Annotated in this window: 22 protein-coding genes; 17 read left to right on the top strand and 5 right to left on the bottom strand. The window is 65.2% G+C overall.

The genetic code is table 11. From position 1 onward, the window contains the following. Nucleotides 1-2 precede the first annotated feature (2 nt). A complete protein-coding gene (locus tag CAG46_RS16920) occupies nt 3-425 on the top strand; it encodes an anti-virulence regulator CigR family protein (RefSeq protein WP_013972524.1) in 423 nt (140 codons plus the stop codon). A 447-nt stretch (nt 426-872) separates the two neighbouring features. On the opposite strand, the gene CAG46_RS16910 is transcribed toward CAG46_RS16920, so the two are convergent. Next, nucleotides 873-1,073, bottom strand: a complete 201-nt coding sequence (locus CAG46_RS16910; RefSeq protein ID WP_085616494.1) for a hypothetical protein — start codon at nt 1,071-1,073, stop codon at nt 873-875. Between the two features lie 134 nt (nt 1,074-1,207). Here CAG46_RS16910 and CAG46_RS16905 point away from each other — a divergent pair, with 134 nt between their 5' ends. After that, nucleotides 1,208-1,567 carry a hypothetical protein gene (locus CAG46_RS16905; protein WP_085616492.1) on the top strand — a complete coding sequence of 120 codons (360 nt, stop codon included), beginning with the start codon at nt 1,208-1,210 and terminating at the stop codon, nt 1,565-1,567. A 1-nt stretch (nt 1,568) separates the two neighbouring features. On the opposite strand, the gene osmE is transcribed toward CAG46_RS16905, so the two are convergent. Both osmE and CAG46_RS16895 read right to left on the bottom strand, forming a co-directional pair. Beyond that, nucleotides 1,569-1,925, bottom strand: a complete 357-nt coding sequence (osmE, locus tag CAG46_RS16900) for an osmotically-inducible lipoprotein OsmE (RefSeq protein WP_085616490.1) — start codon at nt 1,923-1,925, stop codon at nt 1,569-1,571. 81 nt (nt 1,926-2,006) lie between these two features. After that, nucleotides 2,007-3,242, bottom strand: coding sequence for an NADH:flavin oxidoreductase/NADH oxidase family protein (locus tag CAG46_RS16895; protein WP_085616487.1), 1,236 nt, complete (start codon nt 3,240-3,242; stop codon nt 2,007-2,009). 111 nt (nt 3,243-3,353) lie between these two features. Here CAG46_RS16895 and CAG46_RS16890 point away from each other — a divergent pair, with 111 nt between their 5' ends. Further along, nucleotides 3,354-3,773, top strand: coding sequence for a MerR family transcriptional regulator (locus CAG46_RS16890; protein ID WP_085616485.1), 420 nt, complete (start codon nt 3,354-3,356; stop codon nt 3,771-3,773). Nucleotides 3,774-3,924: 151 nt separating this feature from the next. On the opposite strand, the gene CAG46_RS16880 is transcribed toward CAG46_RS16890, so the two are convergent. Beyond that, nucleotides 3,925-4,131 (bottom strand): hypothetical protein, encoded by a 207-nt coding sequence (locus CAG46_RS16880; protein WP_085616480.1) that lies wholly within the window; start codon nt 4,129-4,131, stop codon nt 3,925-3,927. A 229-nt stretch (nt 4,132-4,360) separates the two neighbouring features. On the opposite strand from CAG46_RS16880, the gene CAG46_RS16875 reads away from it, so the two are divergent. The 7 genes from CAG46_RS16875 (at nt 4,361) to CAG46_RS16845 (ending at nt 10,798) form a co-directional block, all read left to right on the top strand. After that, nucleotides 4,361-5,341, top strand: coding sequence for a quinone oxidoreductase (locus tag CAG46_RS16875; RefSeq protein ID WP_013972529.1), 981 nt, complete (start codon nt 4,361-4,363; stop codon nt 5,339-5,341). A gap of 13 nt (nt 5,342-5,354) precedes the next feature. Further along, the gene (locus tag CAG46_RS16870; RefSeq protein ID WP_085616477.1) at nt 5,355-6,203 is read left to right on the top strand and encodes a TauD/TfdA family dioxygenase; all 849 of its coding nucleotides are present in this window, start codon (nt 5,355-5,357) and stop codon (nt 6,201-6,203) included. Between the two features lie 54 nt (nt 6,204-6,257). Then, a complete protein-coding gene (locus CAG46_RS16865) occupies nt 6,258-7,307 on the top strand; it encodes a 3-keto-5-aminohexanoate cleavage protein (protein WP_085616475.1) in 1,050 nt (349 codons plus the stop codon). Nucleotides 7,308-7,501: 194 nt separating this feature from the next. Beyond that, nucleotides 7,502-8,818 carry an MFS transporter gene (locus CAG46_RS16860; RefSeq protein ID WP_085616472.1) on the top strand — a complete coding sequence of 439 codons (1,317 nt, stop codon included), beginning with the start codon at nt 7,502-7,504 and terminating at the stop codon, nt 8,816-8,818. Further along, a complete protein-coding gene (locus CAG46_RS16855) occupies nt 8,815-9,468 on the top strand; it encodes a DsbA family protein (RefSeq protein WP_085616469.1) in 654 nt (217 codons plus the stop codon). Before CAG46_RS16860 ends, CAG46_RS16855 begins: the two co-directional genes overlap by 4 nt. Continuing rightward, the gene (locus CAG46_RS16850; protein ID WP_025338995.1) at nt 9,465-9,791 is read left to right on the top strand and encodes a Rieske 2Fe-2S domain-containing protein; all 327 of its coding nucleotides are present in this window, start codon (nt 9,465-9,467) and stop codon (nt 9,789-9,791) included. Before CAG46_RS16855 ends, CAG46_RS16850 begins: the two co-directional genes overlap by 4 nt. Continuing rightward, on the top strand, nt 9,788-10,798 hold the full coding sequence (locus CAG46_RS16845) for a YeiH family protein (protein ID WP_085616466.1): 1,011 nt from the start codon (nt 9,788-9,790) through the stop codon (nt 10,796-10,798). Before CAG46_RS16850 ends, CAG46_RS16845 begins: the two co-directional genes overlap by 4 nt. 152 nt (nt 10,799-10,950) lie before the next feature. Here CAG46_RS16845 and CAG46_RS16840 read toward each other — a convergent pair whose 3' ends face one another. Continuing rightward, complete coding sequence (locus CAG46_RS16840) at nt 10,951-12,009, bottom strand: AraC family transcriptional regulator (protein WP_085616463.1); 1,059 nt, start codon at nt 12,007-12,009, stop codon at nt 10,951-10,953. 207 nt (nt 12,010-12,216) lie between these two features. Between CAG46_RS16840 and CAG46_RS16835 the strand changes: the two genes are divergently transcribed. The 7 genes from CAG46_RS16835 to CAG46_RS16805 all read left to right on the top strand — a co-directional run bounded on the left by CAG46_RS16835 (nt 12,217) and on the right by CAG46_RS16805 (nt 23,143). Continuing rightward, a complete protein-coding gene (locus CAG46_RS16835) occupies nt 12,217-12,795 on the top strand; it encodes an alpha/beta hydrolase (protein ID WP_085616461.1) in 579 nt (192 codons plus the stop codon). A 74-nt stretch (nt 12,796-12,869) separates the two neighbouring features. Beyond that, nucleotides 12,870-14,825, top strand: a complete 1,956-nt coding sequence (locus CAG46_RS16830; RefSeq protein ID WP_085616459.1) for a DUF1302 domain-containing protein — start codon at nt 12,870-12,872, stop codon at nt 14,823-14,825. A 38-nt stretch (nt 14,826-14,863) separates the two neighbouring features. Continuing rightward, entirely contained in the window at nt 14,864-16,222 is a 1,359-nt protein-coding gene (locus CAG46_RS16825) for a DUF1329 domain-containing protein (protein ID WP_003258795.1), read from the top strand. Between the two features lie 21 nt (nt 16,223-16,243). Further along, on the top strand, nt 16,244-17,239 hold the full coding sequence (locus CAG46_RS16820) for a YCF48-related protein (protein ID WP_085616457.1): 996 nt from the start codon (nt 16,244-16,246) through the stop codon (nt 17,237-17,239). 15 nt (nt 17,240-17,254) lie between these two features. Beyond that, the gene (locus CAG46_RS16815) at nt 17,255-19,720 is read left to right on the top strand and encodes an RND family transporter (RefSeq protein WP_085616454.1); all 2,466 of its coding nucleotides are present in this window, start codon (nt 17,255-17,257) and stop codon (nt 19,718-19,720) included. Then, the gene (locus tag CAG46_RS16810; protein WP_085616452.1) at nt 19,713-21,491 is read left to right on the top strand and encodes an acyl-CoA dehydrogenase C-terminal domain-containing protein; all 1,779 of its coding nucleotides are present in this window, start codon (nt 19,713-19,715) and stop codon (nt 21,489-21,491) included. The genes CAG46_RS16815 and CAG46_RS16810 overlap by 8 nt, the downstream gene beginning before the upstream one ends. Nucleotides 21,492-21,502: 11 nt before the next feature. After that, entirely contained in the window at nt 21,503-23,143 is a 1,641-nt protein-coding gene (locus CAG46_RS16805) for a fatty acid--CoA ligase (protein ID WP_085616683.1), read from the top strand. The last annotated feature ends 855 nt before the right edge of the window (nt 23,144-23,998 follow it).

Below are 23,998 nucleotides of genomic sequence, written 5' to 3'. Positions count from 1 at the left end.
CTATGGCAAAGCGTCGATGGGCAGTTATCGCTACCTCGATCGCGCTGGCAGTGGGGCCGGCGCTCACTTATGCCGACCCGGGTAATGGTAAAGGGCAGGGCCATGGCAAGGACAAGGGCCAGCATGGTCAAGGTCACGGGGGCTCGTATGGTGGGCCGTCGATAAACCGTGGTGATGTGCTTGGCATTCTTGACGGGCACCGCAGCTACTGGAGCGCAGGGCCGGCGCTGCCCCCCGGCATTCAGAAGAACCTGGCCCGTGGCAAACCGCTGCCGCCGGGTATTGCCAAGAAGCTGGATGGCAGGCTGCTGGGGCAACTGCCTCATTACGATGGCTATGAATGGATGCAGGCGGGTGCGGACCTGATCCTGGTGGCAGTTGCTACGGGGATCATCTACGAGGTATTGAACGGCGCGCTGGATTGACGTCAGGCGCAGGTGTCAGCGAGCGCCCCCGGCAGGTGACGCGGTGGTTGGCACCGGCTACGCCGGTGTTCGCGGGCGCGCCCGCTCCCACAGGGACAGCGTATTCTTTCGGCAGGTGGGGTTCTTGTGGGAGCGGGCATGCCCGCGAAGCAGGCGACGCGATGGCTGGCACCGGCTGCGCCGGTGTTCGCGGGCGCGCCCGCTCCCACAGGGACAGCGTATTCTTTCGGCAGGTGGGGTCCTTGTGGGAGCGGGCATGCCCGCGAAGCAGGCGACGCGGTGGTTGGCACCGGCTACGCCGGTGTTCGCGGGCGCGCCCGCTCCCACAGGAACGGTGCATTCTTTCGGCTGATGGGGTCCCTGTGGGAGCGGGTTCACCCGCGAAGCAGGCGACGCGGTGGCTGATACCGGCTGCGCCTGTTCTCGATAGCGCCCTTTCCCCCAGAATCAGGAGTTTTCCTGCACGTTCAGCACTGAACCCTTATCGTTCGTCGCCAGCAAGCCGCTGGAGTGCGTGCCTTCCGTTTGCAGTTCGGCGAGTGGCACATCTGTAGTACGGAAAATGCTGCGACCTTGTTCACCAACCGTCAGAGAGATCAGTTTTCCATTCTGATAGAAGAGTTGCATTCTGTTGGTGTTCTTTTGCATGGTTAGTGCTCCGAAGGCTATTGGCAGATGCACTTTCCCAGCCTTCACTCACCCAGGCCACTGGCAGAAATATCAGTTGCGGCCCGTGCAGCGAGACTTTGGTTGATTGGTAAGCCAATACAACCCCCGTTAAAATGCCGCGTATCCTTGATGGCCAATTGCAAATGTCTACGTTTCGTATCGTTCTCTCCGCTGTACTGGTCACCGGCCTTGCCGGCTGCGCAACCCCTGGCAAACCCACTGCCAGCAAACTGACCCACAAATCGCCCCAGCAGTACGCCGCCTGCGTACTGCCCAAGTGGCAAGCGCTGGCGCCACAGGCCACGCAGAAATCGATTGCCCACGGCTACCGGTTGACGGCTCCCAGCGCCGTGGCATCCGATGATGTATTGGACGTGGTCGATTCCCGCGAGGGCAGCCGCGCGACCTTCTACAAGGGCAGCTTCCTGTCTGGCGACAAATTGCGCCAGGCTGCCAGGGAATGCCTGGACTGACTCAGTAACCCGATCCGCTAGAGCCGCCCATGCTGGGCAGGCGGGCCCTGCGCTGAGCATTGCTCCACTCGGCGCAGGTCATGAAAGCGGTATTGTCCACTTTGCCGGTGCCGTCGAAACTTACGCTGTAGGGTTGCCGGTTGTCGGCTTTGGTCAACATGTAGTCGAAACAGGTACCGGGCACCACGGTGCGTTCGGTCTCGGCAGCGGGCTTGCCGCCGACCTGCATGACCTGGTCTCTGCTCATGCCGTTGGCGACTTTCGCCACCAGCGGCTGGTCGTGGTACAGCGCGGAGTTGGACGAGCAGGCAGAAAGCGCTGCCAGTGCAAGGATCAGCGCTTGAAAGGGTTTGTTCATGGCAGTGCTCCGGTAGAGGACGCCGATGAAGGCAGGTGCTCCCCGCGCGAATGTGCGACCCCTGGCTCTGCGATCACACCATCAATCCGCTCGGCTTTTCATCATACGCCTGTACTGCCGCACCCGCAGTAGCGTGCAGCCTTGCTCCAGCAACAAGGCGCCCAAGGGCGACGCATGCGCCTTGGGCCGGCTGCCGGCCGCCAGGCGGCGCATCTGCAATTTCACCAGGGCCATGTAGGCCAGTGCGGCAAAGGCCTTGCGCTTCCAGCGAATGGGCTGCAGTTCGGCGGTTGCCGTCGGCTCGCCGTGCTGCCAGCGCCGGGGCAGGGCAGGCTCGACTGCCAACGCCGTGGCAATCCCCGCCATGGCCACACCGCTGGCCAGCACCTGCTCGACCACCGGCAACCGCCGGATACCGCCGGTGACCATCACCGGCATCTTCGCGATGGCGGCGATTTCCCGGGCAAACTCCAGGAAATAGGCCTCGCGAGCCAGGGTGCGCCCATCGCGGGCATCACCCTGCATCGCCGGTGCCTCATAGCTGCCGCCCGACAGCTCCACCAGGTCCACCGGCAATTCATTCAGCCACAGCACTACCTGGCGCGCATCCGCCGGTTCGAAACCGCCGCGCTGGAAATCCGCCGAATTCAGTTTCACTGCCACCGCGAAACCGGGCGAAACCACCTCGCGCACGGCCTTGACCACCTCCAGCAGCAACCGCGCGCGATTTTCCAGGCTGCCACCCCAGCGATCCTGGCGCTGGTTGCTCAGAGGCGAAAGAAACTGGCTCAGCAGGTAACCGTGGGCAGCGTGAATCTGTACGCCACTGAAACCAGCTTCTTCAGCCAGCGCCGCAGTGCGGGCAAAGCGCTGGATCAACGCGCCGATCTCGGCTTCGTCCAGTGCCTTGGGCAGGGGGAACAGCTTGGACAAACCGCCCATGTCCAGGGCAATGGCCGAAGGCGCCACGGTGGGCTGGCCGAGGTTGGCCTGCATCTGCCGGCCCGGGTGGTTGATCTGCATCCAGAACTGCGCGCCGTGGGCGCGGCCGATGCGCGCCCAGTCGCGAAAACGTTGCAGTGGCTGGCTGGCATCGAGCATCACGCCACCCGGGCCGGTCATGGCGCCAGGGTCGACCATCACGTTACCGGTCAGCAACAGCCCGGCACCGCCCTCGGCCCAAGCCTGGTAAAGGCGCAGCAGCTGGTCGGAAGGGGTCTGGTCCGGGTTGGCCAGGTTTTCCTCCATCGCCGCCTTGGCGATGCGGTTGGGGATGACACTGCCATTGGGCAGGTGCAGGGGCTGGAACGGCGTCATGGCGATCTCCGCAAAGGGTTGCCACGCATCGGTTTTTGCGCGCGTGGGCTAGGTTCGGGAGAAGGCTAAGGTTAAAGTCAGCTTTAAGGTCAAGAGGGGAATGCTGCCGCAATGAAAATTGGTGAACTGGCGCGACGCACGGGGCTTAGTGCATCGCGTATCCGCTTTTACGAAGCCAGCGGACTGATTACTGCGCGGCGCCTGGGCAATGGTTACCGGGATTACCCGGAGCAGGTGGTGCGGGCGCTGGAGGTCATCACCTGCGGCCAGCAGGCCGGGTTCAGCCTGGAAGAAATGCGCAAACTCACCGACGCCTCCGGGGCTGCGGCGGGAGGGCATGATCTATTGCTGGGCAGCCTCAAGCGCAAGGTGGCGGAGATCGAAGCGATGCAGCAGCGGCTGGCGCACAACCGCGCGCAGTTGCTGGCGGTTATTGCAGGCATGGAAGACAAGCCGCAGGGGATGGATTGCGAGGAGAATGCCCAGCGCCTGATTGCCGGTTGGCAGCAGGGCGAGGCCACGACCACGTGACCCCCTGTGGGAGCGGCCTTGTGTCGCGAAAGGGCCGCAAAGCGGCCCCGGCAATTTGAGTGTTGACGCTGAAATCTCGGGGGCGCTGCGCACCCCTTTCGCGACACAAGGCCGCTCCCACAGGGATCGAGCAAGGCTATTGCTTGCGCGATCAGCCTGCATCACCGCGCTTGTTCATCTGCTCGCACCGCATCAGCGCATCCGTCCTGCTTGGATAACTGGGCTTGAGCCGCTCCTTCGCTTGGTTATCGTAAATGTCGAAACCCCCACAAACGGTAGCGGCGTAATAGCGGCTACCCACGCGGAACGATTCCTTTTCGATCGGCACAGCGGGAACGATAACGAATCTTGGTTGCATTTTTCGTGCCTCCCCAGGCAGAGACTTAAGTATTAGTCTGGCCATTGATAACCATCAAGGAGACTCATGAATAAAACACGGTTTTCGTGATCGGCAGGTCGACGCCCGTCCTGTCATCAAATGAAAACCCGCTGTCGTCCGATGCGAAGCACCCCGCACACCAAGGGCATACAGTCCAATCACCCAGAACTGACGCCATGCGTCCAGATCGATGATTGGAGAGACAAGCATGTCCAAAGTCGTACGTTTCCATCAGACCGGTGGCCCCGAGGTGCTGCGCTACGAGGACGCCGAGGTCGGCGAGCCCGGCCCGGGGCAGGTGCGCTTGCGCCAGGTGGCGGTGGGCCTGAACTACGCCGATACCTATTTCCGCAACGGCACCTACCCGATCCCGCTGCCCAATGGCATCGGCGTGGAAGCGGCCGGCGTGGTCGAGGCGCTGGGCGAGGGCGTGACCCAGGTGGCGGTGGGTGACCGGGTCACCTACACCGGCTTCCTCAACACCCTGGGCGCTTATTGCACCGAGCGCCTGATCCCTGCCGCCGCGCTGATCAAGCTGCCGGATACCATCGCCTTCGAAACCGCCGCCGCCATGACCATGCGCGGCCTGACCTCCGCCTACCTGCTGCGTCGGCTGCATGACTTCAAACCCGGCGACAGCGTGCTGCTGCATGCTGCCGCTGGCGGGGTCGGCCTGATCGTCGCGCAGTGGGCGCAGCTGCTGGGGCTCAACGTGATCGGCACGGTGTCCACCGAGGCCAAGGCCGAAGTGGCTCGCGCCCATGGCTGCAACCACGTCATCAACTACAGCGTCGAGGACGTTGCCACGCGCGTGCGTGAGCTGACCGACGGGGTAGGGGTGAACGTGGTGTTCGACAGCGTTGGCAAGAACACCTTCATGGGCTCGCTCGATTCGCTCAAGCGCCGCGGCCTGATGGTTTGCGTCGGCACGGCGTCAGGCACCATCCCGCCGTTCGACCCGCAGTTGCTGGCGATCAAGGGCTCGCTGCAGCTCACCCGCCCGGCACTGGCCGACTTCATCGCCGACCCGGCGGAAAAGGCCGACCTGGCCGGCGAGCTGTTCGATCACGTCGGCAGCGGGCGCATCCGTATCGAGATCAACCAGCACTACGCACTGCAGGATGCCGTCCAGGCCCACCGTGACCTGGAAGCGCGCAAGACCACCGGCTCGTCGATCTTCGTCATCTGAAGAGGGCAACAGCATGCACATCGAACAACTGACCTGCGCGATCGGTGCCGAGGTAAGTGGGGTCAACCTGGCCGACGCGATCCACGACGACGACCTGTTCGCCCAGCTTCGCGCGCAGTTGCTCCGGCACCGTGTGCTGTTCCTGCGCGACCAGCACTTCAGCCGCGCCGAACACGTGGCGTTCGCCCGCCGCTTCGGCGACCTGGAGGACCACCCGGTGGCCGGCAGCGACCCGGTGCATCCGGGCCTGGTGCAGATCTACAAGCGCCCGGACCAGCCCAACGACCGCTATGAAAATGCCTGGCACACCGACGCCACCTGGCGCGAGGCCCCGCCGATGGGCTGTGTGCTGCGCTGCATCGAATGCCCGCCCGTGGGCGGCGACACGATGTGGGCGAACATGGTGCTGGCCTATGAAAACCTGCCAGGCGATGTGAAGGCCAAGATCGAAGGCCTGCGCGCCCGTCACAGCATCGAGGCCAGCTTTGGCGCCGCCATGCCGCTGGAAAAGCGCCTGGCGCTGAAGGCGCAGTTCCCCGATGCCGAGCACCCGGTGGTGCGCACCCACCCGGAAACCGGTGAGCAGGTGCTGTTCGTCAACGCCTTCACCACCCATTTCAGCAACTACCACACCCCGCAGCGGGTGCGCTTCGGGCAGGACGCCAACCCCGGTGCCAGCGACCTGCTGCGTTACCTGATCAGCCAGGCCTACCTGCCGGAGTACCAGGTGCGCTGGCGCTGGAAGCCCAACAGCGTGGCGATCTGGGACAACCGCAGCACCCAGCACTACGCCGTCATGGACTACCCGCCGTGCCACCGCAAGATGGAGCGCGCCGGGATCAAGGGCAGCCCCACGTTCTGAGTTCGTCGCCGTCGCTGGCGGCAACCGCACAATAACAATAGCGAGGACTACAGCATGCAATTCTTCGACGATTCGTTGCACCCTGAAAACATGGAAAAGGTGGTGATCACCGTGGCCCCCTATGGCCCGGAGTGGATGCCCGAAGACTTCCCTGAAGACATTCCCCTGACCATGGACGAGCAGGTGCAGAAGGCCGTCGACTGCTACGAGGCAGGTGCCACCGTACTGCACCTGCACGTGCGCGAACTGGACGGCAAGGGCTCCAAGCGCCTGTCCAAGTTCAACGAGCTGATCGCCGGTGTGCGCGAAGCGGTGCCGGACATGATCATCCAGGTTGGCGGGTCGATTTCCTTTGCCCCGGAAGGCGAAGGCGAGGCGGCCAAGTGGCTGTCGGACGACACCCGGCACATGCTCGCCGAGCTCACGCCGCGCCCCGACCAGGTGACCGTGGCCATCAACACCACGCAGATGAACATCATGGAGTTGCTGTACCCCGAGTACCTGGAAGGTACCTCGCTGGCCAGCCCGGCGATTCATGCCGCCTACAGCGAGATGACCGTGCCGGCCGGCCCGGCCTGGGTCCGCGAGCACCTGCGCCGCCTGCAGGCCAGCAACATCCAGCCGCATTTCCAGCTGACCGGCATGCATGCCCTGGAGACCCTCGAGCGCATCGTCCGCCGCGGTGACTACATGGGCCCGCTGAACCTGACCTGGATCGGCATTGGCGGCGGTTTCGACGGCCCCAACCCGTTCAACTTCTTCAACTTCATCCACCGCGCGCCGGACGGTTGCACCCTGACCGCCGAATCGTTGCTGAAGAACGTGCTGCCGTTCAACACCATGGCCCTGGCCATGGGCCTGCACCCACGCTGCGGCAACGAAGACACCATCATCGACCAGCATGGCAAGCGCTTTACCTCGGTGCAGCAGATCCAGCAGACCGTGCGTGTGGCCCATGAGCTGGGCCGCGAGATTGCCAGCGGCAAGGAAGCACGCGCCATTTACCGCATCGGGCAGCAGTACGACAGCATTGAGCAGACCCTCGAGGCCAACGGCATGGCGCCGAATCGCCAGCCGGGTGTGAAGGGCGTGCCGCAGCGCTGACTTCACTGGCCTGCGCTGGCCTTTGTAGGAGCGGCCTTGTGTCGCGACAGGGCTGCACAGCAGCCCCGGCAATAGTTGAGTTGACGCTTCACTCGGGGGCCGCTTTGCGGCCCATCGCGACACAAGGCCGCTCCTACAGGGGGCGTGCCAATGCATAAGAACAAGAAAAACCCACATCACCCCAAGGAGGCAACATGGCCACCTATCTCGCCAGTGCCGAAGATTCCGGCACCGACACCGCCCACAGCGTCCCCCGGCGCTATGCCTGGGTGGTCTTCGCCCTGACCTTTGGCCTGTTGATCTCCGACTACATGTCGCGCCAGGTGCTCAATGCGGTGTTCCCGCTGCTCAAGGGCGAATGGGCGTTGAGCGACAGCCAGCTCGGCCTGCTCAGCGGTATCGTCGCGCTGATGGTCGGCCTGCTGACCTTCCCGCTGTCGCTGCTGGCCGACCGCTTCGGCCGGGTGCGCAGCCTGGTGCTGATGGCAGTACTGTGGAGCCTGGCCACCCTCGGCTGCGCCCTGGCGGAAAACTACCCGCAAATGTTCGTCGCGCGGTTTCTGGTCGGGGTAGGCGAGGCTGCCTACGGCAGTGTCGGCATCGCCGTGGTGGTCGCCGTGTTCCCCCGCGACATGCGCTCGACCCTGGCCGGCGCGTTCATGGCCGGTGGCATGTTCGGCTCGGTGCTGGGCATGGCCCTGGGCGGTGTACTGGCCCAGCACCTGGGCTGGCGCTGGGCATTCGCCGGCATGGCGCTGTTCGGCCTGGTGCTGGCGATGCTGTACCCGCTGATCGTCAAGGAGGCGCGTATTGCGCCTCGATGCGCGCAGCAGTCGCAAGGCAAGGCCGGCCGCCCGCTGCGCACCCTGTACAGCAGCCGTTCGGTCATAGCGGCCTACGTCGGCAGCGGGCTGCAGCTGTTCGTTGGCGGCACCGTGATCGTCTGGATGCCCAGCTACCTGAACCGCTATTACGCCATGGGCACCGACCGCGCCGGGGCAATTGCCGCAGTCATCGTGCTGTGCAGCGGCATCGGCATGATCCTCTGCGCCATGCTCTGCGACAGCCTCGGGCGGCAGCGCCCGGACCGCAAGATCAGCCTGGCCATCGCCTACTGCCTGGGCAGCTGCGCGCTGTTGTCCCTCGCTTTCGCGCTGCCAGCCGGCACCGCTCAACTGGTGCTGATCTGCCTGGGCATGATGATCGCCGCCGGCACCAACGGCCCATCCAGTGCCATGGTCGCCAACCTCACCCACGCCTCGGTGCACGGCACCGCGTTTGCCACCCTGACCCTGGCCAACAACCTGTTGGGCCTGGCCACCGGGCCGCTGATCACCGGGCGCGTTTCCGACCTGATCGGCCTGCATGCCGCCTTCCAGCTGGTGCCGCTGATGAGTATCGGCGCGGCGGCGGTGTTTTTCCTCGCCAAACGTCATTACCACCGCGACATGGACCGTCTGCATGCACCGGCACACGACGCCGCCGACGCACCCCGGGAGTTGAAACCGTGAAACAGCTGTTGTCCGTCGAAGTGTTCTTCGATTTCGTCTGCCCGTGGTGCCTGATTGGCCAGCGGCACCTGCAGGCCGCCCTGTTGCTGTTGCAGCGCGAACAGCCGCAAGTGCAGGTACAACTGCAATGGCGAGGTGTGCAGTTGTTGCCTGGCTTGCCAGCCGGTGGCGTGCCGTTCCATGCCTTCTATCTGCAACGCCTGGGCAGCGAGGAGGCGGTACGCGAGCGCCAGGCCCAGGTGCGCGCCGCTGCCCGTGTGGTAGGCGAGGACATCGACTTCTCGCGTATTCGCCGCATGCCCAACACCGGCAATGCCCATCGGCTGCTGCAACGGGCTGCCCAGTTGCTCGAAGCAGCGCAACTGGAAGCCTTGCTGGCGCAGCTGTTCATCGCCTATTTCCACCAGGGCCGCGACCTGGGGGATAGCCGCACCTTGCTCGACATCGCACAGCGTTGTGGGCTGGATGTCGCGCAGGTAGTCGACTGCCTGCGTGACGATGGTAGCCCGTTCCTCGATGGGGCCGGGCGCGCTGGCAGTGCCGTGCCGCGCTTCCGTTTCAATCAGGGGCCGCTCGTTGCGGGTGCACAGCCTGCCGAGGTGCTGTATGCGGCCATGACCGAAGCGCTGCAAGAGGTTGAGAGGGCATGACCCGGCGCATTGCATTGGCCCCCCATCAGGTGCCGGAACGTGACGGCCGTGTGCTGTTGGCCTGCGAAGGGCGCAGCGTGGCGCTGTTCAACGTTGCCGACTCGCTCTATGCCATCGAAGACAGCTGCCCGCACCAGGGCGCGTCGTTGTGCGGCGGCCGGCTGGAAGGCCGTGTCATCCAGTGCTGCGCGCATGGCCTGCGCTTTGACCTGGCCAGTGGCTACCTGGTCAATTCCAGGGCCTTGAAAGTTGCCAGCTACCCGGTCGAGCAGCAGGGCGGGCAGGTCTACATCGTGTTTGACAGTGAGGAGGCGGGGCAATGAATACACTGGCACTTGGCGCTACCCATCAGCGTATCCGCACCCTTGCCCCGGGGGTGGTGGTCAGCCTTGTGGTCGGCGCGGCCGCCAGTTTCCTCGGTGAGCATTACGCGGCCCCGGTCATGCTGTTTGCCTTGCTATTGGGGATGGCGCTGAACTTTCTCGCGGTCGACGGCCCCTGCAAGGCCGGTATCGAGTTCACCGCCCGCACGGTACTGCGCCTGGGCGTGGCGCTGCTTGGCATGCGCATCACCCTGGACCAGATCGCCAGCCTGGGCTGGAAGCCCGTGGCCCTGGTCGTGACCCTGGTGGTGGTGACCATCCTGGTCTCGGTGGTGGTGGCCAAGGTGCTGGGGTTTTCACGGTTGTTCGGCATGCTTACCGGCGGTGCCACGGCCATTTGCGGTGCCTCGGCGGCGCTGGCGCTGGCAGCTGCCTTGCCACAGCACCCGCGCAAGGAGCATGCAACGCTGTTCACCGTGATCGGCGTGTCGGCGCTGTCGACCCTGGCGATGATCTTGTACCCGATGATTGCCCAGTGGCTGCACCTGTCCCCGGCGCAGGCCGGGATCTTCCTCGGGGCGACCATCCACGACGTGGCACAGGTGGTGGGGGCGGGTTACAGCATGTCTACCGAGACCGGCGACATCGCCACGGTGGTCAAGCTGATGCGGGTGGCCATGCTGTTGCCGGTCATTGTCTGCGCAGCCATGATCACCCGGCGCCAGGGCCTCGAGGCCGGTGGCCAGCGGCCGCCCTTGCTGCCATGGTTCGCGGTCGGTTTCCTGCTGCTGGCGTGCGTCAACAGCACAGGCTGGGTACCCACCGCGGTGCAAGGCGGTATCAACGACCTGTCGCGTGGCTGCCTGGTGGTGGCGATCAGTGCCCTGGGCATGAAAACCCAACTCGAGTCGCTGGCCTCGGTCGGGTTGAAACCCATTGCGCTGATGGTGGGGGAGAGCGTGTTTCTTGTGCTTTTGGTGCTGGCGTTGATGCACTGGGGCCTTTAGAAAGTGACCGTGGGTGACAACACTCCGCGCCGCCTGCTTCGCGGGCATGCCCGCTCCCACAGGGCCCGCGCTGGGTCGAGGGTTTTTACCATACCTGTTCTGGCCTCATCGCCGGCAAGCCAGCTCCCACAGGGATAGCGCAAGGCTTGATGTCAATACGGTCGAGGTGGGAGCTGGCTTGCCGGCGATGGGCTGCATGGCAGCCCCAATGGGCCAGCCCGCTGTGCCCGCCAACTGGCCGGTGGCATGCCGAACTGGGCGATGAACCAACGGGTGAACGAGCTGGGCATCGAATAACCCAGCATGTCGGCGATACGCCCCAGCGAATAGCCGGGGTTCTCCAGGTAGCGCATCACCAGGTCACGGCGCACGCTGTTGATCAGGTCCTTGAAGGTCAACCCGCTTTCTTCCAGGCGCCGCTGCAGGGTGCGCACGTTCATGCCCTGGGTCTGTGCCACCTGCTCGATGGTGGCGCGGCCCATGGGCAGCAGCAGGTAGATGGTCTTGCGCAACTCCAGCTCCAGGGACGGCGTGCCGCCCGCCGGCAGGCTGTCCAGATAGCGCTGCGCCAGGCGCGCCATGGCCTCGTTGGCTTGCGGGCTGGCGCTGTCGAGGTCGGCGGCCGGGCAGACGATACCGTTGAACTCGCTGCCGAACACCAGCGTGCAGCCGAAAATGCGCCGGTGGGTGGCCAGGTCGGCGGGAGGCGCGTGAGTGAAGTTGGCGCTGATCGGGTGCCAATGCGCACCTAGCAGCGCCGCGCACAGGCGCATCATCACGCCGATCGCCAGCTCGGTGGCCTGGCGGCTGCAGGGCGCGCGTTCGTTGATCACTTCCTCGCGGATGACCACGGTCGTGCCGGCTTCCTCGATATGAATGGCCAGAGCGTCATTGAGCAGGTGACGGTACTGCACGATTACCTGCAGCGCATCGCGCAGGGTGCGTTGGTGGCTGAGCAGCAGGCTGATTTCGCCGAAGTCCGACAGTTGCCGCAACTCGGCCATGCGCAGGCCGAAACTTTCGCAACGGGTGGCGCTGGCGGAGGCCTCCAGCAAGGTGATGACGCTGGCAACCGGGATACGCCGGTTGGGGTCATCGAGCAACGCGGCGCTGAGGCCAACCTGTGCCAACAGTGCATGGGGATTGAGGCCCAGGTGGCGGGACACCTCAAGGTAATTGGTCAAGCTGGCGGCACGGACTAGGGCAGGCATCTTTGGTTGTTTTCCATGCGGTTTCTTGTTGTTGGGTATGCCGACATGCGTTTTGTGTTTTATAGCCTGCGTGTCATGAATTGAAAAGCAAAGCCCTGTCTTGGCCATTGTCATCAAATGAAAAGCCCCTGACGCCCAATGTGAAGCACCCGGTGGGTGGGCTGTTTACTGTGAACCTCAAGAGCTACACCGCACACGAGGTTCACCGTGGAAAAACTGCAAACCACTGCCACCGTGCTGATCGTCCCCGGCCTGCGCGACCATGTCGCCGAACACTGGCAGACCCTGCTCGCAGGCCGCCTGGCCAAGGTGCGCAGCGTACCGCCGCTACAGGTCGACGGCCTGAGCTGCACAGCCCGGGTCGAGGCGATCCAGCGCGAACTGGACCAGATCGATGGTGAGGTGATCCTGGTGGCGCACAGCGCTGGCGTGCTGATGGTCGCCCACTGGGCGGCACGCTACCGGCGGCCGATCAAGGGGGCATTGCTGGCGGCGCCGCCCGACCTGAACGCGCAATGGCCGGCCCACTACCCTAGCCCGACCAGCCTGGCCGAGCACGGCTGGTCGCCATTGCCCCAGGCGCCGCTGCCGTTCCCCAGCATTGTCGCGGCCAGCAGCAACGACCACCTGGCCAGCTTTGCCGCGGCCAGCACCCTGGCCCAAGGCTGGGGTAGCGAACTGGTCGCACTGGGGGCTGTCGGCCACCTCAACCCGGCCTCCGGCTTCGGCCCCTGGCCGCAGGCCGAGGCGTTCATCCAGCGACTGGACCAGCCCAACCTGCAATAGCGCATGGACGCCCCAGCCACGCTCGCAAAAGACGGGCGGCGAAAAAAACAATAACAATACGTGGAGCCATCGTAATGCCAGAACACCGCATTCACCGTGCTGTGAAACCACAGCGCTGCCTGCTCGCCTGCGCCATCGGCCTGCTCACGCTGCCCGCCGCCCAGGCGTTCGAAGTCGATACCGGTAATGAAAACTGGGCCGTGCGCTTCGACAACACCGTCAAGTACAACTACGGCGTACGCACCGAAAGCGCCGACAAGCGCATGCTGGGCACGCCCAACAGCAACGACGGTGACTACAACTTCCGCAAGGCCGGCACCAACATCACCAACCGGGTCGACCTGCTGACCGAACTGGATGTGGTCTACCAGGGCAACACCGGGTTCCGCGTCAGCACCGCCAGCTGGTACGACAAGGCCTATGACAACACCGGCTCCAACAGCAACCCGTTCGTCAACGGCAACGGTGACCAGTCCGGCATCAACCCCAGCCTCAATGGCCTGCCCGGCACCGGTGTGCCGCTGGGCAGCCCGCACCTGAGCAACTACGCCCAGCGTTACTACAGCGGCCCGTCCGGTGAAGTGCTGGATGCCTTCGTGTTCTTCAGCCGTGAAGTCGGCGAGGCTTCGCAGGTCAGCGCCAAGCTGGGCCAGCACAACCTGTTCTGGGGTGAAACCCTGCTCAACCCGGTGCACTCGCTGAGCTACGGCCAGTCGGGCCTGGACCTGGCCAAGCTGGCCGCCTCGCCGGGCACCGAGGCCAAGGAGCTGTTCGTGCCGCGCAACCAGCTGTCGACCTCGTTCCTGGTCAACTCTGAACTGACCCTGGGCGCCCAATACTTCTTCGACTGGGACGCCGCCCGCCTGCCCGAAGCCGGTACCTACTATGGCGGCTCGGACGTGGTAGGCGAGGGCGCCCAAAGCTTCCTGCTCGGCCACACCGGCACCCCGGGGCTGATCCCGGTGCGCGGTGCGCTGACCACCATCCGCCGTGGCCATGACCTGAACCCGGGCAAGAGCGGCGACTGGGGCATCATGGCCAAGTGGTCGCCCGAGTGGCTGGGCGGCACCCTCGGCTTCTACTACCGCAAGACCTCCGAGATCCTCCCGCAGGCCTGGCTCGACGCGCGCGGCATGACCGTCGCCAACGGCCCGTTCGGCAACCCGCCGGGCAGCCGCCAAGGCGCAGTCGGCAACCTGTACAACTCGCTGCAAAGCACTACCTACCAGTTCGCCTACTCCGACGATATCGACATCTATGGCCTGAGCCTGTCCAAGGATGTGGGCGGCATCAGTGTCGGCAGCGACCTGAACATCCGCCACAACATGCCGCTGGCGAGCATCCCGGCAATCGTCAGCGCCCCCGGCCAGGGTGGCCTTGGCGGCGGCTTCGGCCTGCTGCCGGCACGCCTGCCCAGCAGCGGGGTGATCTACGACGTGCCCAAGGATGGCGACGGCCTGAGCGCCACCGGCGACACCTTGCACTGGACCTTGAACGGCCTGATGACCATTGGTGATACGCCGCTGTTCGATTCGGCAACCCTGCTTGGCGAGCTGTTCTACAGCAACCTGCTCAAGCTCGATAGCCACAACGAGGCCTTGTACAAGGGCAAGAGCAGCTACCGCGGCATCGACAAGGCCACCCGCGACAACTGGGGCATCGCCGTCAACTTCACCCCTACCTGGTACCAGGTGCTGCCGGGCATGGACCTGAGCATGCCGCTGTCGGTCAACGTCGGCCTCGACGGCGTGTCGCCGGTGCAGGGTGGTGGCGCCGAGAACACCGGCAACTATGCGGTGGGCGTGAGCGCCGCGATCTACAACCAGTACTTCGTCGACCTCAAGTACGTCGACAGTTTCGGTGAGACCAAGGCCTGCAAGGACGGCCAGACCGACGGCAGCACCCCCAACGCCCTGGACGGCGAACAGGATTACACCTGCTACGGCGGCGGCTACGCCTCCTTCTCCGGCGGTGGTGCCACCACCGAGGACCGTGGCGCCCTGTACCTGACCGTCAAGACGACCTTCTGAGTCATGTTTCCTACAGCCTACACAGGAAGACAACCATCATGAATTTCGTACGTACCCTGCTGGCCTCGTGCCTGTCGCTGGCCGCCCTGAACGCTGCCCAGGCCGCCGTTTCCACTGACCAGGCCGCGCGCCTGGGCACCAGCCTGACCGTCATCGGCGCGGAAAAGGCCGGCAACGCCGATGGCTCGATCCCGGCCTACCAGGGCGGCCTGCTGACGCCACCAGCCAGCTACCAGAGCGGCGCCAGCATGCGCCCCGACCCGTTCGCCAGCGACAAGCCGCTGCTGGTGATCGATGGCAAGAACGCCGAGCAGTACAAGGGCCAGCTGACCGCCACCACCCTGGAACTGCTCAAGCGCTACCCCAGCTACCGCGTCGATGTGTACCCGACCCACCGTAGCGTGGCGCTGCCGCAAGCGGTACTCGACAACACCCGCAAGAACGCCACTGCCGCCAACAGCAAGGAGGGCGGCACTGCGGTAGACAACGTGCTGCCGGGCATCCCGTTCCCCATTCCGCAGAACGGCGCCGAGGCCATGTGGAACTTCCTGCTGCGCTATCAGGGCGTGAGCATGACTGCCAAGTACGACTCGTGGAACGTCGACGCTGCTGGCAAGCCATCGCTGTCGACCACCGGCCAGGCCAATATCAGCTACCCGATCTACGAAGACATGGCCAAGCCGATCGGTGCCAAGGACACCTACTACCAGATGAAGCTGGTATACACCGGGCCCGCACGCCGTGCCGGCGAAGCGATGATGCTGCGCGATGCCGCCAACCCGCTGGTGCAGCCACGCAGCGCCTGGCAGTACCTGCCGGGCCAGCGCCGGGTCAAGCTGGCGCCGAACTTGGCCTACGACACGCCCAACCCGGGCACCTCCGGTTCGGGTACCTACGATGACGTGTTCGTCTTCAACGGTGCGCTGGACCGCTACGACTGGACCCTGGTCGGCAAGCAGGAAATGTACGTGCCGTACAACACCTACCAGCTGACCTACAACACCGACGTCAAGCAGGTGATTACCCCCAACCACCTGGCGCCGCAGTTCGTGCGCTGGGAGAAGCACCGGGTGTGGGTGGTGGAAGGCAAGCTCAAGGACGGGGCGCGCCATATCTACCACAAGCGCCGCTTCTACCTCGACGAAGACAGCTGGATCGCCCTGGCCTCGGACCAGTACGACGCCCGTGGCCAGCTGTACCGCGGCTCGTTCGCCTTCCTCACCCAGAGCTATGACAAGCAGACCCCGGACGCCACGCCGTTCATGATCTACGACCTGATCGGCGGCACCTACAACCTCAATGGCGTGGTCGGTGCCTACGGCGGCATCCGCTACATCGACCCGCTGTCGAAAACCCAGTGGTCGCCTGAGTCGCTGGCCGGCAACGGCATTCGCTGAACGCACGGAGCAGAGGTGGCAATGTCTGTCTTCAAACGATGCAGCGCGGTAGTTCTGGCTTTGGCCGCGCTGCAGGGTGCGGCCCAGGCTGCGCCCTTCACCGATGTATTGGACCTGCCCGCCATGCCCAGCGCCCTGGTCGCCAGCAGCGCCTTGCGCGATGTAACCCTGGCCGGCCAGCGCCTGGTCGCGGTGGGCCCGCGAGGGCACATCCTGTACTCCGACGACCATGGCGCGCACTGGCAGCAGGCCCAAGTGCCGGTCAGCGCCGACCTTAATGCCGTGAGCTTCGCCACGCCCGAGCTGGGCTGGGCGGTTGGCCACGATGGCGTGGTGCTGCACAGCCGTGATGGCGGCGTGCACTGGCAGAAGCAGCTGGATGGCCGGGCGCTGGCCGAACAACTGCCGGGCACGGGTAGCGACAATGCCTTGCTCGACGTGTGGTTCAGCGATGCCCGCAATGGCTATGCGGTCGGCGTGTTCAACCTGCTGTTGCGCACCGTTGACGGCGGCGAGCACTGGCAGCCCTGGCTCGACCACAGCGATAACCCGCAAGGCCTGCACCTGACCAGCCTGGCTGTGGTGGGTGACGAGCTGTACATCACCGGCGAGCAAGGCCTGTTGCTGAAGCAGGACGGTGAGCGCTTCAGCCGTGTCGAGACACCCTACGCCGGCACACTGTTCGGTGCTGTCGGCAAGCCTGGCGTACTGCTGGTCTACGGCCTGCGTGGGCATGCCTACCGCAGCACCGATGGCGGCCGGCAATGGCAACCGGTCAGCACGGGTGTGAACACCAGCCTCACCGCCGCCGGTGTCGACCGTGACGGCCAGCTGTGGCTGGCCAGCCAGGCTGGCGACCTGCTGCTCAGCCGGGATGATGGCGCCAGCTTCAGCCCGGTGCCGCAAAGCGCCCGTGGCCCGGTGACCGCGCTCGCCACCGATACCGGCAACGGCCTGGTACTGGTGGGCGAGCGGGGCGTGCGCAACCAGGCCGGTAACCCCACGCTGCACCCATAACAAGAGAAGACCCTGATGGCCGCTACCCGCCAAGACACCCTGCCGGTAATCCGCAACCTCGACGATTTCGACCCACGCTCGGGCAATTGCCTGGAGCGCCTGGTGTTCAACCATCGCCTGCCGTTCCTGCTGTGCATGCTGCTGGCGACCCTGGTGCTGGGCTACATGGCGCTGACCCGCCTGGAGCTGCGCCCCAGTTTCGACAAGATGCTGCCGCAGAGCCACCCCTACATCCAGAACTACCTGGAAAACCGCCCATCACTGCGTGGCTTGGGCAACGCGGTGCGGGTGGTGGTGGAGAACACCCAGGGCGATATCTTCGACCCGGGCTACCTGCAGACCCTGCGCCAAATCAACGACGAGCTGTTCCTCAGCCAGGGCGTGGACCGGGCCTGGGTGAAGTCGCTGTGGAGCCCGGCGGTGCGCTGGACCGAGGTGACCGAGGAGGGCTTCCAGGGCGGCCCGGTGATGCCCGACGGCTACCAGGGCGCTGCGGGTGACATCGAGCAGCTGCGGCAGAACATCGAGCGCGCCAACATCGTCGGCAGCCTGGTGGCGCGCGACTTCAAGTCGAGCATGCTGGTCGTGCCGCTGCTCGACCAGGATTCGGCCACCGGCAAGGGCCTCGACTACCACGCCTTCTCGCAGAAGCTCGAACAACTGCGCAGCCAGTATCAGGCCAGCGGCCAGTACCGCATCCATGTGATCGGCTTCGCCAAGCTGATGGGCGACCTGATCGACGGGCTGATCCAGGTGATGGCGTTCTTCGCCCTGGCGGTGCTGACCAGTCTGCTGATCATTTACTGCTATACCCGTTGCGTACGCAGCACCCTGCTGGTGGTGCTGTGTTCGCTGACCGCGGTGGTGTGGCAGCTGGGCATCGTCGCCTGGCTGGGCTACGCCATCGACCCGTATTCGATCCTGGTGCCATTCCTGATCTTTGCCATCGGCGTATCCCACGCGGCGCAGAAGATGAACGGCATCCTCCAGGACATCGGCCGTGGCACCCACCGTCAGGTGGCAGCGCGCTATACCTTCCGCCGCCTGTTCGTGGCCGGGGTGACTGCGTTGCTGGCCGATGCGGTGGGCTTTGCCGTGCTGATGCTGATCGACATCCCGGTGATCCAGGACCTGGCCATCACCGCCAGCATCGGCGTGGCGGTGCTGATCTTCACCTCGCTGCTGCTGATGCCGGTGGCGCTGTCTTATGTTGGTGTTGGCCGCAAGGCTGCCGAGCGGGCCCTGCATATCGACGCCCGCGCAGCCCAGCACCGCGGCTTCGGCCGGCTGTGGGACCTGCTCGATCGCTTCACCGAACGAAAATGGGCCAGCGCCGCACTGCTGGTGGCCCTGGCCCTGGGCACCCTCGGCATCTGGGGCAGCCTGCAACTGAAAATCGGCGACCTCGACAGCGGTGCCCCCGAGCTGCGCGCCGACTCCCGCTACAACCTCGACAACGCCTACATCACCCAGCACTACGCGCTGTCCAGCGATACCTTCGCGGTCATGGTAAAGACCGCTCCGGAAGGCTGCCTGCAATACCAGACACTGGTCCTTGCCGACCGCCTGGCCTGGGAGCTGCAGCAATTGCCGGGTGTGCAGACCACCGTGTCGCTGGCCAACGCAGTGCGCCAGATCACCGCCGGCACCTACGAAGGCAACCCGCGCCTGAACAGCCTGCAGCGCAACCAGGACGTGCTCAACTACGCTGCCCAGCAGGCTTCGGTCAACGCCCCAGAGTTGTTCAACAACGACTGCTCGCTGATGCCGGTAATCGCCTACCTCAAGGACCATCGCGCCGACACCCTGGCCCAGGTGGCCGCCGTAGCCGAGCGTTTTGCCCAGGCCAACAGCAGCGCCGAACAGCAGTTCCTGCTGGCCGCCGGCAGCGCCGGTATCGAGGCTGCCACCAACGTGGTGGTCCGCGAGGCCAACCACCGCATGCTGTTGCTGGTGTACCTGGCGGTCACGCTGTTCTGCCTGTTCACCTTCCGTAGCTGGCGCGCCACGCTGGTGGCGATCCTGCCGCTGATGCTCACCTCGGTGCTGTGCGAGGCGCTGATGGTAGCCATGGGCATTGGCGTCAAGGTCGCCACCTTGCCGGTAATCGCCCTGGGCGTAGGCATCGGCGTGGACTACGCGCTGTACCTGCTCAGCGTGCAACTGCACTACCAGCGCGCCGGGTTGAGCCTGGCCCAGGCCTACCAGAAAGCCGTGGCCTTCACCGGCCGGGTGGTCGGGCTGGTCGGCATTACCCTGGCCGCCGGCGTGGTCGGCTGGGCCTGGTCGCCGATCAAGTTCCAGGCCGACATGGGCCTGCTGCTGACCTTCATGTTCCTGTGGAACATGCTCGGCGCGTTGGTGTTGATCCCTGCGTTGTCGCATTTCCTCCTGCGTGGCCAGGCCGCCCCGGCGCCTGCCGAGGCCCAGGCCACGTCGCTTCCGCAAACCCAAGAAACCGAGTGTTCGCCTCATGTCTGATTACCTTCCGCCACTGCGCGACATGGATTTTCTGTTCAACGAAGTGTTCGACATCCCGGCCTGGTGGGCGCAAACGCCCGCGCTGGCCGAGCAGGTCGATGGCGATACTGCCCGGGCCGTGCTCGAACAGGCCGGCCGGCTGATTGCCGAGGTGGTGGCGCCGCTCAACCGCTGTGGCGACGAGCAGGGCTGCCGCTGGGAGGCCGGCCAGGTATACACCCCCGATGGCTTCGCCGATGCCTACCGGGCATTTGCCGCAGATGGCTGGGTGGGTGTGGCTGGTGCCCCGGAATATGGCGGCATGGGCATGCCGAAAGTGATCGGTGCCCAGCTCGAAGAAATGCTCAATGCCGCCAACCTGTCGTTCGGCCTGTACCCGATGCTCACGGCCGGGGCCTGCCTGGCGCTGCTCAACCATGCCAGCGAGCCGTTGAAGGCGCTGTTCCTGCCGCCCATGTACCAAGGGCGCTGGACCGGTTCGATGTGCCTGACCGAGCCGCACGCTGGCACCGACCTGGGCCTGATTCGCACCCGCGCCGTGCCGGTTGCCGATGGCCGCTACCGCATCAGCGGGACCAAGATCTTCATCACTGGCGGTGAGCAGGACCTGACCGAGAACATCATCCACCTGGTGCTGGCGCGGCTGCCGGATGCGCCCGCCGGGCCCAAGGGCATCTCGCTGTTCCTGGTGCCCAAGGTGCTGGTTGACGCCGACGGCGTGCTGGGCGAGGCCAATGCGGTGAGTTGCGGGTCGATCGAGCACAAGATGGGCATCAAGGCCTCGGCCACCTGTGTGATGAACTTCGACGGTGCAATCGGCTACCTGGTCGGCGAGCCGAACAAGGGCCTCAACGCGATGTTCACCATGATGAACTACGAGCGCCTTGGCGTAGGTATCCAGGGCCTGGCCCTGGGCGAACGCTCCTACCAGGGCGCCATCGCCTACGCCCGTGATCGCCAGCAGGGCCGTGCGCCGACCGGTGCCGAAGCGCCGGGGCAAGGCGCGGACCCGATCGTCGTCCACCCGGACGTGCGGCGCATGCTGCTGACCATGAAAGCGCTGAACGAAGGCGGGCGGGCCTTCTCTACCTATGTGGCACTGCAGCTGGACCTGGCCAAATACAGCGAGGCCCCGGTCGCACGCGCCCAGGCCGAGGCCAGGGTGGCGTTGCTCACACCGGTGGCCAAGGCCTTCCTCACCGACATGGGTCTGGAAACCACCGTGCACGGCCAGCAGGTGCTGGGCGGCCATGGCTATATCCGCGAGTGGGGTCAGGAGCAGTTGATCCGCGACTGCCGCATCACCCAGATCTACGAGGGCACCAACGGCATCCAGGCCCTCGACCTGGTGGGGCGCAAACTGTTTGCCGATGGCGGCCAGGCCTATCGCAGCGTGTCCGACGAAATTACCGCCTTTGTCGAGACGCTGCCCGCGGCGTGCGCCGAGTTCGGCGCGCCGCTGCTGGCTGCCGTGCGCAACCTCGACGAGCTGACCGCCTGGGTGCTCGACCGCGCCCAGGGCAACCCGCGCGAGCTTGGCGCGGCGGCGGTGGAGTACCTGCAGGTGTTTGGCTACACCTTCTACGCCTACCTGTGGGCACGCATGGCCGTGGTATGCCAGTGCCATGCGGTCCCCGAGCCGTTCCACCTGAGCAAGCTGGGCACCGCGCGGTTCTACTTTGCCCGCCTGCTGCCACGCATTCATTCGCTGAGCGCCACCGTCAGGGCCGGTAGCGACAGCCTGTACCTGCTCGAGGCCGGGCAACTGTGAAGGCCGCCGACATGATCACCACTCGCGTCATGCCCGCGGCCGAGCAGGCCTACGCCTATCCGCTGCTGATCAAGCGCCTGCTGCTGTCGGGCGTGCGCTACCAGCCCAACCAGGAAATCGTCTACGCCGACAAGCTGCGCTACACCTACACCACGCTGCTCGAACGCATTCAGCGGCTAGCCAATGTGCTGACCACCGCCGGGGTCAAGCCTGGCGACACCGTGGCCTTGCTCGACTGGGACAGCCACCGGGCGCTGGAGTGCTTCTTTGCCGTGCCGATGCTGGGCGCGGTGCTGCACACGGTGAACGTACGGCTGTCCACCGAGCAGGTGCGCTACACCATGAACCATGCCGAGGACCGCCTGGTCCTGGTACATGACGATTTCCTGCCGTTGATGGCGCAATTGCGCGATGACTTGCCGACGGTGGAGGGTTTCATTCGCCTCGGCGAAGGCGACCCCGCAACGCAAGATGTACCGCTGCTGGGTGAGTACGAAGAACTGCTGGCGGCTGCCGAGCCGCAGTTCGACTTCGCCGATTTCGACGAGCACTCACTGGCCACGCTGTTCTACACCAGCGGTACCACCGGCAACCCCAAGGGCGTGTACTTCAGCCACCGGCAACTGGTGCTGCATACCTTGGTCGAGCAGGGCACCCTGGCTGCCTGCGGCGAGGTGCCGCTACTACGCAGCGGCGACGTGTACATGCCCATCACGCCGATGTTCCACGTGCATGCCTGGGGCGTGCCCTATGTGGCCACGGCGCTGGGTATCAAGCAGGTCTATCCCGGGCGCTACGAGCCCAACCGCCTGGTGCGCTTGTACCGTGACGAGGGCGTGACGTTCTCCCATTGCGTGCCCACGGTGCTGCAGATGATGCTCGACAGCGAAGAAGGGCGCCGCGCCGACCTGAGCGGTTGGAAGATGCTGCTGGGCGGCAGCGCCCTGACCCTGGGCCTGGCGCAGCGTGCCAGCGAGCGCGGCATCAGCGTGCATTGTGGCTACGGCATGTCGGAAAGCTGCCCACTGCTCAGCATCACCCACCTGAGCGCCGAGCTGCTGGCACTGCCCATGGCGCAACAGCTGCCGCTGCGTATCGATGCCGGCGTGCCGATTGCCCTGGTGGACCTGCGCATCGTCGACGCCGAAGGCATTGATGTGCCCCGTGACGGCGAAAGCCTGGGTGAAATCGTGGTGCGTGCACCGTGGCTGACCCAGGGCTACCTGCATGAACCGGAGCAGGGTGCCGCGTTGTGGCTGGGGGGCTGGATGCATACCGGCGACCTGGCCTGCATCGACCCGGCGGGTGTGGTGCGTATTCGTGACCGGATCAAGGATGTGATCAAGACCGGAGGCGAGTGGGTCAGCTCGGTGGCGCTGGAAAACCTGATCAGCCAGCACCCGGCTGTCGCGTCGGTGGCGGTGATCGGCATCCCGGACCCGCAGTGGGGTGAGCAACCGTTGGCCTTGGTAGTCTGTTGTGACGGCATGCAGTTCGACCAGGCGGGATTGGCCGGGCATCTGCAGCCGTTTGTCGACAGCGGGCACCTGAACAAATGGGCGATACCACGGCAGTTGCGTTGCGTGGACGAGATCCCCAAGACCAGCGTTGGCAAGATCGACAAGAAGCGGATCCGGCAGGCATTTTTCTGAATGCTGGCAGCACCGGCCGATGGCACCGGCTTCGCCGGTGTTCGCGGGTAAACCCGCTTCCACAGGTACGGCGCATTCCTTCAGCTGGTGGGCACCCTGTGGGAGCGGGCATGCCCGCGAAGCAGGCGACGCGGTGGATGGCACCGGCTGCGCCGGTGTTCGCGGGTAAACCCGCTCCCACAGGTACGGCGCATTTCTTCGGCTGATGGGCACCCTGTGGGAGCGGGCATGCCCGCGAAGCAAGCGACACGGTGTATGGCACCGGCTGCGCCGGTGTTCGCGGGTAAACCCGCTCCCACAGGTACGGCGCATTTCTTCGGCTGATGGGCACCCTGTGGGAGCGGGCATGCCCGCGAAGCAAGCGACACGGTGTATGGCACCGGCTGCGCCGGTGTTCGCGGGTAAACCCGCTCCCACAGGTACGGCGCATTTCTTCGGCTGATGGGCACCCTGTGGGAGCGGGCATGCCCGCGAAGCAAGCGACACGGTGTATGGCACCGGCTGCGCCGGTGTTCGCGGGTAAACCCGCTCCCACAGGTACGGCGCATTCCTTCAGCTGGTGGGCACCCTGTGGGAGCGGGCATGCCCGCGAAGCAGGCGACGCGGTGGATGGCACCGGCTGCGCCGGTGTTCGCGGGTAAACCCGCTCCCACAGGTACGGCACATTCCTTCAGCTGGTGGGCACCCTGTGGGAGCGGGTTCACCCGCGAAGCAGGCGACACGGTGTATGGCACCGGCTGCGCCGGTGTTCGCGGGTAAACCCGCTCCCACAGGTACGGCATATTCCTTCAGCTGGTGGGCACCCTGTGGGAGCGGGCATGCCCGCGAAGCAGGCGACGCGGTGGATGGCACCGG

The sequence above is a fragment of the Pseudomonas sp. B23(2017) genome, assembly GCF_002113725.1.
Taxonomy (GTDB): Bacteria; Pseudomonadota; Gammaproteobacteria; order Pseudomonadales; family Pseudomonadaceae; genus Aquipseudomonas; species Aquipseudomonas putida_Z.
This window is presented reverse-complemented; position numbering and strand designations above follow the sequence as displayed.